Annotated in this window: 10 protein-coding genes; 1 reads left to right on the top strand and 9 read right to left on the bottom strand. The window is 62.5% G+C overall.

All coding sequences use genetic code 11. From position 1 onward, the window contains the following. Positions 1–107 precede the first annotated feature (107 nt). From ACM6HV_RS09255 to ACM6HV_RS09225, 7 genes are all read right to left on the bottom strand, one after another. Positions 108–662 (bottom strand): phosphonate degradation HD-domain oxygenase, encoded by a 555-nt coding sequence (locus tag ACM6HV_RS09255; RefSeq protein ID WP_414904031.1) that lies wholly within the window; start codon positions 660–662, stop codon positions 108–110. Beyond that, positions 662–1,795 (bottom strand): TIGR03364 family FAD-dependent oxidoreductase, encoded by a 1,134-nt coding sequence (locus ACM6HV_RS09250; protein WP_414904030.1) that lies wholly within the window; start codon positions 1,793–1,795, stop codon positions 662–664. Before ACM6HV_RS09250 ends, ACM6HV_RS09255 begins: the two co-directional genes overlap by 1 nt. Before the next feature lie 165 nt (positions 1,796–1,960). Then, positions 1,961–2,986, bottom strand: a complete 1,026-nt coding sequence (locus ACM6HV_RS09245; protein WP_003229178.1) for a putative 2-aminoethylphosphonate ABC transporter substrate-binding protein — start codon at positions 2,984–2,986, stop codon at positions 1,961–1,963. 35 nt (positions 2,987–3,021) lie between these two features. After that, entirely contained in the window at positions 3,022–4,746 is a 1,725-nt protein-coding gene (locus ACM6HV_RS09240; RefSeq protein ID WP_414904029.1) for a putative 2-aminoethylphosphonate ABC transporter permease subunit, read from the bottom strand. Next, complete coding sequence (locus ACM6HV_RS09235) at positions 4,746–5,822, bottom strand: putative 2-aminoethylphosphonate ABC transporter ATP-binding protein (RefSeq protein ID WP_414904028.1); 1,077 nt, start codon at positions 5,820–5,822, stop codon at positions 4,746–4,748. The genes ACM6HV_RS09240 and ACM6HV_RS09235 overlap by 1 nt, the downstream gene beginning before the upstream one ends. 221 nt (positions 5,823–6,043) lie before the next feature. Then, positions 6,044–6,907: a LysR family transcriptional regulator gene (locus tag ACM6HV_RS09230; RefSeq protein ID WP_041072184.1), complete on the bottom strand. Its 864-nt coding sequence runs from the start codon at positions 6,905–6,907 to the stop codon at positions 6,044–6,046. A 16-nt stretch (positions 6,908–6,923) separates the two neighbouring features. Next, on the bottom strand, positions 6,924–9,239 hold the full coding sequence (locus tag ACM6HV_RS09225) for a heavy metal translocating P-type ATPase (protein ID WP_414904027.1): 2,316 nt from the start codon (positions 9,237–9,239) through the stop codon (positions 6,924–6,926). A gap of 84 nt (positions 9,240–9,323) precedes the next feature. On the opposite strand from ACM6HV_RS09225, the gene cadR reads away from it, so the two are divergent. Continuing rightward, positions 9,324–9,773, top strand: coding sequence for a Cd(II)/Pb(II)-responsive transcriptional regulator (gene cadR, locus ACM6HV_RS09220; RefSeq protein WP_007964189.1), 450 nt, complete (start codon positions 9,324–9,326; stop codon positions 9,771–9,773). Between the two features lie 124 nt (positions 9,774–9,897). Here the strand turns inward: cadR and ACM6HV_RS09215 are convergent, their stop codons facing one another. Both ACM6HV_RS09215 and lgt read right to left on the bottom strand, forming a co-directional pair. After that, positions 9,898–10,869, bottom strand: a complete 972-nt coding sequence (locus tag ACM6HV_RS09215) for a thymidylate synthase (protein ID WP_108589209.1) — start codon at positions 10,867–10,869, stop codon at positions 9,898–9,900. A 50-nt stretch (positions 10,870–10,919) separates the two neighbouring features. Then, on the bottom strand, positions 10,920–11,735 hold the full coding sequence (gene lgt, locus ACM6HV_RS09210) for a prolipoprotein diacylglyceryl transferase (protein WP_095668081.1): 816 nt from the start codon (positions 11,733–11,735) through the stop codon (positions 10,920–10,922). Between the last annotated feature and the right edge of the window lie 54 nt (positions 11,736–11,789).

Raw genomic sequence — 11,789 nt, 5'->3', positions numbered from 1 at the left:
TGATCCGGCCTCTTCGCGAGCAGGCTCGCTCCCACATTGGAGTGGTCAGAACACAAAACCCTGTGGGAGCGAGCCTGCTCGCGAATGGCGCGACGCGGTGACATGGATTACGCAGCCAGCAGCCGCGCCGCTTTCTCCTTCAGCAAACCAAGGTCCATCACCGGCACCGCCGTTTCCTTGGCCAACTCATCCCACTGGCGCATGCGCAAACTCACGGCACACAACGGATCACGCTCAAACGCATCCGCCTCAGCCTCGCTCATCACCCCGCCCTGGTACTCCAGGGTCCGGCGACTCGCTTCACTCAAGCGCTCGAAATACCCAGGCTCACGCAACGTCAGGTAACGCTTGGCCTCAACGTGATATTCCACCAGCCGCGCCATACGCTCACTGAAACCCGCCTCACGCAAATAATCCGCACCCAGCCGCTCATGGCTGACCACGCCATACCCGCCCATGTTCTCGGCGCCCTCGGCACACAAATGGCCGATGTCATGAAAGAACGCCGCCAGCACCACTTCATCATCAAACCCTTCAGCCATCGCCAACTGCGCGGCCTGAGACATGTGCTCGATCTGCGACACCGGCTCGCCGATGTAATCGCTGGCGCCGAAGCGCTCGTACAACCCGAATACCCGAGCGACGATTTGTGGGTGATCCATCAGATTTCCTCCAGCCACTGCGCGACATTGCGCTCCGCCAATGCCGGGCCGACGCTCATGCCGACGCCGGTGTGCATCAGCGCCACACTCAGCCCCGGGGCCGGGCGCAGCAACGAAAACGGTCCCGGCCCCCGGGCACCGTAGACGCCTTGCCAGCGCTCGAGCACTTGCACCTTGCAGCCCAGCGTCTGTTCGGCCAGCTCGAGCATCCAGTTGTCCACTTGCTCGGCATTGAACGGCGACGGATCGCTGCCGTAATGGTGCGAGTCGCCGATGATCAGCTCGCCATACGGCGTCGGGCTGATCAGCAGGTGAATGCCGTTGTCGTGCAGGTACGGTTGTTCGCGCAGGATCTGCGCCTGCACCGCCGCCGCTTCTGGCAAATCGGCGAAGGCGCCGTAGTGCACGCAGCTCAGACCGGTGAGCAAGGCGTGTTGCAGATTCAGCTCGATCTGCGGTTTGGCGCGGAGCATTTGCAGGCGGCAGATCTGCGGATCGAGCGCGACAATCGGTTCGGCCAGCAGGGTCTGATAATCGTGGCCGGAGCAGACGATGATTTGCTTTGCCGTGAAGCTGCCGGCGGTACTGTGCAGGTGCCCCGGTTCGACGTCGCGCACCAGCGTACTGAAGTGAAACTCGACGCCGAGGTCGCGGCGCAGGTAGTCGATCAACGCCGGAATCGCTTCGCGCGAGTACAGCTGTTGATCGTCCAGGCCGTGCAACGCCGCGCGGTGATGACTGAACTGACCGTGGTACAGATCACGCAGGGCTGCGCCGCGTAGCAAGGCGACGTTGTAACCGTGCTCTACGGCGCGGCCGTTGCAGAAAGCTTCGAGCAAGTGCTCTTCGACTTCGCTGCGGGCGAACAGGTACGAGCCGTTGCGCTTGAGCTGCAGACCGGCGAGTTGCGCCCAGTCGCCCCAGATCTCGCGGCTGGCCTTGGCCAGTTCGAGCATCTGACCCGGCGGCTGACCGGTGACCAGCGCCTGACCAAAGTTGCGCACCGAAGCGCCGAGGGGCGTGGCGGTGCGTTCGAAAACGCTGACCTTGAGGCCGCGTTTGGCCGCGGCATAGGCGTGGGACAGGCCGAGGATGCCGGCGCCGACGATCAGCAGGTCTTGGTGTTGGGTCATAAAAGCAATCCCGCTTTTGTGGCGAGGGAGCTTGCTCCCGCTCGGCTGCGCAGCAGTCGTAAATTCAGCAGACGCGGAGTGCCTGACACTACTCGTTTGCAGAATTTGGGACCGCTTCGCGCTCCAGCGGGAGCAAGCTCCCTCGCCACAGGCTGTGTGAGTCAGTTACTTGGCGACAACTTTCTCGGACTTGCCGTCATAGCGCTTGCGCCACTCGGTGAGGATCTCGTCGCGATTCTTCGAAGCCCAGGCGAAGTCGTTCTTGATCAGGCGCTGCTCGTAGTCGGCCGGCAGTTCGGTCTGTGGCTTGGCGATGCCCGGCTGGGCGAGGACGGCGAAGTTTTCCTTGTACAGGTCCATCGCCTCGGCGCTGGCGGAGAAGTCCGCGAGTTTTTTCGCCGCGTCTTCATGCGGGGTGCCTTTGATCACCGCAGTGGCTTCGATCTCCCAGCCCAGGCCTTCCTTCGGCAGGATGATGTCCAGCGGCGCGCCCTGGCGTTTCAGCTGTACGGCCGGGTATTCGAAGGAAATGCCGATCGGAAATTCGCCGGCAGCGGCCAGTTTGCAAGGCTTGGAACCGGAGTGAACATACTGGCCGATGTTCTGGTGCAGACCGTCCATGTAGGCCCAGCCCTGCTTCTCGCCGAAGGTTTGCAGCCAGGCGCTGACGTCGAGGAAACCGGTGCCGGACGACGCCGGGTTCGGCATGACGATCTTGCCCTTGTACTCAGGCTTGGTCAGGTCCTGCCAGCTCACCGGCTTGCTCAGACCCTGCTTCTCGGCTTCGACGGTGTTGAAGCAGATGGTCGCGGCCCACACGTCCATCCCGACCCAGGCGGGCGGGTTGGCGGCGTCGCGGTAGTTCGCGCCGATCTTGCCCAGATCCTTCGGTGCGTAGCTTTGCAGCATGCCCTGCTGATCAAGGATCGCCAGGCTCGAAGCGGCCAGGCCCCACACCGCGTCAGCCTGTGGACGGGCCTTTTCGGCCAGCAGCTTGGCGGTGATGATCCCGGTGGAGTCGCGCACCCACTTGATCTCGACGTCCGGGTTGGCCTTTTCGAACGCAGCCTTGTAGGCGGTCAGTTGTTCGGCTTCGAGGGCGGTGTACACCGTCAACTCGGTTTTTGCCGCAAAGGCATTCAGGCTGAAAGTCGCGAGCACAGCAGCGGCCAGGGCCATAGGCTTGAACATGATCGTTTTCCTGTCTTGAGTTGAGGTTGGGAAAATCAGTGACCGGGCGCGGTTTGCCGCCAGGCCTGGGAACGGCGCAGCAAGCCGCGCGAAGCCCACGCCAGCAGCAAGGACACGCCCGCCGAGGTGAACAGAATCAGGGTCGACATCGCTGCCGCGCCGCCGACGTTGCCGGCGTCATCCATGTTCAGCACCGCCACCGCCGCGAGGATCGTGTCGGGGCTGTAGAGGAAGATCGCCGCCGACACCGTAGTCATCGCCGAGACAAACAGGTAACGCACGATGTCCAGCAGCGCCGGCAGACAGATCGGCACGGTGACCCGCAGGTAATGCCGGTACAGCGGCGCCTTGAGCGACAGCGCGGCGGCTTCGAACTCGGCGTCGAGCTGGCGCAGTGCAGTGGTCGCGGTCATTTGGGCGGTGGTCAGGTAGTGCGCAATGGTGCAGACGATCAGCAGGGTCATCGTGCCGTACAGCACGTGCAGCGGGTTGCCGCTGAGGTTGAAGAAGAAGACATAACCCAGACCGAGCACCAGCCCCGGCACGGCCATCGGGATGAAACTGAGCATGCGCAGCGTCAAGTTGAGGCCGCGCTGGCTGCGGGTTTTCTCCATCAGGTAAGCGCCGGTGAAGATCAGCACGCTGCCGATCAATGCGGTGCCCAGCGCCATCTTCAGGCTGTTGCCATAGGCCAGCCAGCCGCCGCCAGCGGTTTCGTTGAACTGGTAGTGATTGAGCGACAGCGACAGGTTGTACGGCCAGAACTTCACCAGCGAGGAAAACACCGCCATGCCGAACACCAGCAGCAACGCCGCGCTGATCAGCACAACAATCGCCAAATAGCAGGCATCACGCATTTTCGACGGCGCTGGTTTGAACACTTGCGCACGGCCACTCATGGAATCGCCGTGACGCCGACGCAGCCAGGCATCGACGCCGAAGCTGAACAGCGCCGGCAGCAACAGCACCATGCCGATCAACGCGCCGCGACCGAATTGTTGCTGGCCGACCACGGCTTTGTAGGCTTCCAGCGCCAGCACTTGATAGTCGCCACCGACCACCACCGGCACGCCGAAATCGGTGATGGTCAGGGTGAACACCAGACAGAACGCGGCGAATACCGCTTGCCGGGTCGCCGGCCAGGTGATGCTGCGAAAGGCTTTCGCCGGACTGGCACCCATGCTCGACGCCGCATCAAACAGCCGCGCATCGGCCAGCGACAACGCCGACAACAGAATCATCAGCGCATGGGGGAAGGTGTAAATCACCTCACCCAGCACAATGCCCCAGAACCCGTAAATGTTGTCCGAGAGCAGTCCACGCAACATGCCTTGGTTGCCGAACAGATAAACCAGTGCGATACCCGGCAGCATCGACGGCGCCATCAAGGGCAGCAGGGAGATCCCGCGCCAGAGGCCCTTGGCCGGAATCATCGTGCGTTGCAGGGCGTAGGCAAACAGGTAGGCCAGCGGGACGACGATGGCCGCGACGCTGAGGGAAACCTTCAGGCTGTTGCCGAGCAGCCAGTGGAAATTCTCGCTGCTCACCAGCGCCTTCGCAGCGAGCCAGCCACCGCCCTGCCCGGCCTCACTGCTGAAGCCGCGCCAGAAGATCGCCAGTAACGGCAGCAGCACCGCGACACCGAGCAGCAACAGCAGCAGGAGTTTGCCGCCGAGGACGAAGATCCGGTCACCGACCTCGGCCCCGGACACTCGCCGCGCCTGCTTGTGCGGTAGCGGCAGTGCGATGTTCGCGCTCATCAGGCAAACACCTGCAGGCTGCGCGGTGGCAAGGCGACCATGATCTGTTGGGCGCCGAGGCGCGGCATGGCTTCCGGTGCCAGTTCGGCGAGCAGCGCGTGGCCCGGCAGTTGATCGAGTTCGAAGCTCATGCGGCAGCGATTGCCGAGGAACGTGATCTCGCGCACCTTGGCCGGGAACAGGTTTTCTTCGTGCACCAGCGGATTGACGTTGATCGCTTCCGGACGGCAGAACAGTCGGCCCGAAGCGCCGCTCACGCTGCCATCCGCCAGGCGCACATCCATCCCGCCAACCCGGGCGTGACTGGCGCTGCTGCGCTGGAACGGCAGCCAGTTGCCCTGACCGACAAACTCGGCCACGAACGGCGTGGCCGGGCGGTTATAGATTTCCTGCGGAGTGGCGTACTGCTCGACCCGACCGTTGTGCATCACGGCGATGCGGTCGGCCATCAGCATGGCTTCGTCCTGATTGTGGGTGACCATCAGGGTGGTGATGCCGAGGTTGCGCTGCAATTGGCGCAGTTCGGTGCACAGATGCTCGCGCACCCGGGCGTCCAGCGCCGACATCGGCTCATCAAGCAATAACAGCGACGGCGCCGGGGCCAGGGCGCGGGCCAGCGCGACACGTTGCTGCTGACCGCCGGACAACTGGCCTGGATACTTTTTCTCACTGCCGCTGAGGCCGACCAGCTCCAGCATCTGCCCGACGCGACGGCGTACTTCGTCACGACCACTGCCGGCGAGGCCGTAGGCAATGTTCGCTTCGACGGTCAGATTGGGGAACAGCGCGTAGGACTGGAACAGAATGCCGTAATCCCGGGCTTGCGGCGCGAGCTGCGAAACATCGCGGTCACCGAGGTACAACTCGCCGCTGTCCTGCTTCTCCAGCCCGGCGATGCAGCGCAGCAGCGTGGTCTTGCCGCAGCCCGACGGGCCGAGCAGGCACACCAATTCACCGGCGGCGACATCGAGGGAGACGTTATCCAGTGCGGTGAAGGCGCCGAAGCGTTTCTGCACGCCGCGCACTTTCATCGGCGCACCGGGGTTGGTCAGGGCAGTTGCGATGGCAGGATTCATGGACAAACCTCATCAAGCAGATGGGGCCAATCCTAGAGTTGTAATGCGTCCGTCATGTGGCAGTAGGGCAAAAACGGCTGATAGTGGTATTCGGGGATTTTGGTTCAGATTCTGTATTGCCTGGTCTGACGCTTTCGCGAGCAGGCTCGCTCCCACAGGGAACGCATTCCAATGTGGGAGCGAGCCTGCTCGCGAAGAGGCCAGCAAGATAGATGGAGATCTCAGGCCGGGGACATTTCCTGCGCCAGTCCGAGGAACGCCGCCGGCAACCGCGCACCCTTGCGCTCCTTGAGGCAATACAGGTACTCGGGAATCTGCGGCGCATTCTCGATGGTCAGCACGCGCAACTGCGGATCATGCGGCACTTCCTGGCGGGCAATGATGCTGATGCCGATATTGCGCAGCACCGCCTCGCGGATCGACTCACGGCTGCCGATCTCCAGCAACGGGCCAAAACTGACCCCAGCGCTTTCCAGCAACTCCTCGGTCAAACGGCGGGTGGTCGAACCCGACTCGCGCATCAACAACGTATGCCCGGCCAGCGCACTCAACGCCACATGCTCCTGCGCCGCCAGCGGATGGTTGCGATGCACCGCCAGCACCAGCGGATCGCTGCCGAGCACCCGGCGAATCAACCGCGCATCCTCAAGCAACTGCGACGACGCCGCGACATCCACACGGTAATCCTCCAGCGCTTCCAGCACCTGCTGCGAGTTGCCGATCTCCACCGATACTTCCACCTGCGGCAGACGCTCGCGGAAGGTCTTCACCAGATCGAGGATGTAATACGGCGCAGTGGCAGCGATGCGCAACGTGCCCTGCACCTGACCGCTGTTGCGCAGGAAGAACTCGATGTCGGCCTCCTGCTGCAACAGCGCCTTGACCATCGGCAGCAACCGCGCGCCTTCGTCGCTGACACTCAAGCGTCGGCCGCCACGGTAGAACAGCTCCACCGAATACTGGCTTTCCAGATTACGAATCTGCGTGGTCACGGTGGGTTGGCTCAGGCCGAGCTTTTTCGCCGCCAGCGTAATGCTGCCCAGGCGGGCGACCATATAAAACGCTTTCAGCTCGGCACTCAGCACAACCATCCCTCATCGTTTATTTGCGCAGCAGGCGCAAACCGTTGAACACCACCAGCAGGCTCACGCCCATGTCGGCGAACACCGCCATCCACATGGTGGCGAGTCCGGCGAAGGTTACCCCAAGAAAGATAGCCTTGATCACCAGGGCCAAGGCGATGTTCTGTTTCAGGATGCTCGCGGTGTCGCGCGACAGGCTGATGAACGCCGGGATCTTGCGCAGATCGTCGTCCATCAGGGCGACATCAGCGGTTTCGATCGCGGTGTCGGTACCGGCCGCCGCCATGGCAAAACCGATCTCTGCGCGGGCCAGTGCCGGGGCGTCGTTGATACCGTCGCCGACCATACCCACCCGATGACCCTGTGCATAAAGCGCTTCGATGGCTTGCAGCTTGTCGGTCGGCAGCAAGTCGCCCTTGGCCTGATCGATACCGACCTGCGCCGCGATGGCCTGCGCGGTGTGTACGTTATCGCCGGTGAGCATCAACGTTTTCACGCCCAGGGCATGCAACTGGCGGATCGCTTCGCGGCTGGATTCCTTGACCGTGTCGGCCACGGCGAACAGCGCCAGCGGACTAGAACTGTCGAGCAGCAACACCACGGACTTGCCCTGTTTCTCCAGCGCAAACAGCTTCTCTTCCAGTTGCGGCGAGCACAGGCCAAGCTCTTCGACCAGACGGTGGTTGCCCAGGTGATAAGTCTGACCGTTGACCTGGCCTTTCACGCCGCGACCGGCCAGCGCTTCAAAGTTATCCACACTGAGCACGGCGAGGTTTTTATCCACAGCCGCATTGGCAATCGCCAGCGACACCGGGTGATCGGAGCGTCCGGCCAGCGCCGCGGCAATCGCCGGAGCGCTGGCGTCGGCGGTCGGGTCGAGCGACAGGTAATCGGTCTGCACCGGTTTGCCATGGGTGATGGTGCCGGTTTTATCCAGCGCCAGATAATCGAGCTTGAAACCGCCCTCCAGATAAACGCCGCCCTTGACCAGAATGCCTTTGCGCGCCGCTGCCGCGAGGCCGCTGACGATGGTCACCGGGGTGGAGATCACCAGTGCGCACGGGCAGGCCACCACCAGCAACACCAGCGCACGGTAGATCCAGTCGAACCACACCGCGCCCATGAGCAGCGGCGGAATGATCGCCACGGCCAGCGCCAGCACGAACACCACCGGGGTGTAGATTTTCGAGAATTGATCGACGAAGCGCTGCGTCGGCGCCCGCGCCCCCTGCGCCTGCTCGACGGCGTGGATGATCCGCGCCAGGGTCGAGTTGTTCGCCGCCGCAGTCACCGTGTATTCCAGCGAGCCGGCCTGGTTGATGGTGCCGGCGAAGACTTTGTCGCCCACGGTTTTCTCCACCGGCAGGCTTTCACCGGTGATCGGCGCCTGATCGATGGTGGAACTGCCGCTGACCACTTCACCGTCCAGGGCGATGCGCTCGCCGGGTTTTACCCGCACGCGGGCGCCGAGTTCGACGCTTTTAACCTCTTGTTCGACCCAGTTGCCGTCGGCCTGCTGCACCGTGGCCTGTTCCGGGGTCATCTGCATCAGGCCGCTGATGGCGTTGCGCGCACGATCCAGCGAGCGCGCTTCGATCAGCTCGGCCACGGTGAACAGGAACATCACCATCGCCGCTTCCGGCCACTGCCCGATCAACACCGCACCGGTCACCGCGATGCTCATCAGCGCGTTGATGTTGAGGTTGCGGTTCTTCAGGGCGATCCAACCCTTTTTATAGGTGGTCAGGCCGCCGCTGAGGATCGACACCAGCGCAATGATCGCCACCACCCAGGTCGGCGCGGCGTTGGTAACGTGGATCAGTTCGGCGGCGAGCGCACCGACACCGGACAACGCCAGGGGCCACCAGTGTTTTTTTACTGGTGCCGGGGCCGGGGTTTCGACGCCCGCCTCCAAAGGCTCGGCGTGCATGCCCAGCGAGGTGATCGCCTCGGTGATCGGCGCGGTGTCTGGCAGATTGTGGGTCACGCCGAGCACGCGATTGATCAGGTTGAATTCCAGCTGCTGCACACCGGCCAGTTTGCCGAGTTTGTTCTGGATCAGTGTCTGCTCGGTCGGGCAGTCCATCGCCTCGATGCGGAAGCTGCTCAACCGGGCGTCAGCACTGGTTTTCTCGCTCAGTTGCACCAACGCAGGCGCAGCCGCTGTCGACGAGCAGCAAGAATCTTCGTGCGAATGAACCGGTGCCGGTGCTGCGGCTTTCGACCCGCAGCAGGAATCGCCGCCATGTTCGTGCTTATGCACAGGCTGCAATTTATGGCTGTGGCTATGATCGTGCCCGTCGCCGGGCTTGTGGGTGTGCTGGGAATCGCTCATTGGTCGCGTCCATGAAGGTGCCTGTTGCCAAGTAAAGACCCTGTAGCCACTATAGGGTCAAGCACCCATTTGGAGATGGCCGTCATGAAGATCGGAGAACTGGCGAAACTCACCGATTGCGCCGTGGAAACCATCCGCTACTACGAGCGCGAAAACCTGCTGCCTGAACCGGCGCGCAGCGATGGCAACTACCGCGTCTACACCCAGGCCCACGCCGAACGCCTGACCTTCATCCGCAACTGTCGCACCCTCGATATGACCCTCGAAGAAATCCGCAGCCTGCTGGCCATGCGTGACAGCCCGCAGGATCAGTGTGCAAGCGTCAATACGTTGATCGACGAACACATCCAGCACGTGAAAGCGCGGATTGACGGATTGCTGGCCTTGCAGACACAACTGCTCGACCTGCGCCAACGCTGTGGCGAAGGGCCGGGGGCCGATCAGTGCGGGATTTTGCAGCGGCTGGAGGTGAGTGGTGGCGTCGTCGCAACCGAAGTCGAACATTCCCACGTAGGCCGCAGCCACGGCCACTGAGACTTACACAGAACCCAATGTGGGAGCGAGCCTGCTCGCGAAAGCGGTGTATCAGTCGACATCTCCATGACTGACACGCCCTCTTCGCGAGCAGGCTCGCTCCCACAGGGTTTTGTGCAACGGTTTAGACCGCCATCGGCGCGGTCATCGGCGCATGGTGCTCATAACCTTCCAGCGAGAAATCACTCGGCTCCACCAACTCCAGCCACTCCGGCTGGTACACACCGGTCTTGGCAAACTCCGGTACGCGGTCGGAGATTTTCAGTTTCGGCATGGCGAACGGCTCGCGCTTGAGCTGTTCGTTGAGCATGTCCAGATGGTTCTCGTAGACGTGCGCATCACCGATGAAATAGGTGAACCAGCGCGGCGTGTAACCGGTCAGGCGCCCGATCAGGCTCAGCAACGCAGCGCCTTCGGTGAGGTTGAACGGCGTGCCCAGGCCCAGGTCGTTGGAGCGGATGTACAGGGTCAGGGAGATCTCTTTGGTCTCTACATTCGGATGGAACTGGTACAGCAGATGGCACGGCGGCAGGGCCATTTCATCGAGCTGGGCGCAGTTCCAGCCGTGGAACAGGATGCGGCGGCTGCCCGGATCCTTGATGATCGTGTCGACGCACTGGCGCACCTGATCGATGGCTTTGTACAGCACCACGTAGGCCTGACCATCCTCTTCGCCTTGGGCGATCTGCTTGTAGCCGTTGTTCAGGGTTTGTTCGATGGCGGCGGTGTTGCTCAGCGGGATCTGCTTGTACGCCGGCCACTTGCGCCATTGCACACCGTAGATTTCGCCGAGGTCGTCTTCGCCCTGACGGAACGGGTTGGCCAGCCACTGCGCGTTTTCGTTGGCGTTCTGGTCCCAGACCTTGCAGCCCAGCGCACGGAATTCAGCGGCATTGTTCACGCCACGCAGAAAACCGCACATCTCGCCGATGGCCGATTTGAAGGCCATCTTGCGGGTAGTAATCGCCGGAAAGCCTTCCTGCAGATCGAAACGCAGCATCGCACCCGGGAAGCTGATGGTGTTGATGCCGGTGCGGTTGGCCTGTTTGGTGCCGTTCTGGATGACGTGCGAGACCAGTTCGAGATATTGCTTCATGAGTTACCTGTGTCCTTTGAGCCCCGGCGTCGCGCGCCGGGGTTCGTAGTTTAAGCGGTCGGCGCGAGCGGCGCTGCCGGCGCACGACGATAGGCCAGCCAGATCAGGAACAGCCCGCCGACGATCATCGGTACGCACAGCACCTGACCCATGGTCAGCCAGTTCCAGGCCAGGTAGCCCAGCTGCGCATCCGGTACGCGGACGAACTCGACAATAAAACGGAAAATTCCGTAAAAAAGCGCGAACATGCCGGATACGGCCATGGTCGGACGCGGTTTACGCGAGAACAGCCACAGAATCAGGAACAGCGCGACGCCTTCGAGCGCGAACTGATACAGCTGCGACGGGTGACGCGGCAACTGCGCCGGATCGCTGAACGGCGGGAAGATCATCGCCCACGGCACGTCGGTCGGCTTGCCCCACAGCTCGGCGTTGATGAAGTTGCCGATACGCCCGGCACCCAGACCGATCGGCACCATCGGCGCAACGAAGTCCATCAGTTGGAAGAACGTCTTGCCGTTACGCTTGCCGAACCACAGCGCGGCGAGCATCACGCCGATGAACCCGCCGTGGAACGACATGCCGCCCTTCCACACTTCGAAAATCAGCGTCGGGTTGGCGAGGTAGGCGCTCAGGTCGTAGAACAGCACATAGCCCAGACGCCCACCGACAATCACCCCCATCGACAGCCAGAACACCAGATCGGAGAGCTTCTCCTTGGTCCAGGTCGGGTCGAAACGGTTGAGCCGGCTCGACGCCAGCAGCCATGCGCCGCCGATGCCGACGAGGTACATCAGGCCGTACCAGTGGATTTTCAGCGGACCGATGGCCAGGGCCACCGGGTCGATCTGCGGGTAAGGCAGCATTGCGACTCCTCGTTAGAGTTGAAACCAAAATTCCCGGGCGACGCTGCCACCTCA

Source organism: Pseudomonas sp. IT-P260, from assembly GCF_949768395.1.
Lineage (GTDB): Bacteria > Pseudomonadota > Gammaproteobacteria > Pseudomonadales > Pseudomonadaceae > Aquipseudomonas > Aquipseudomonas parakoreensis.
The sequence above is the reverse complement of the archived record's forward strand: the minus strand, read 5'-3'. Positions and strand labels throughout refer to the sequence as shown.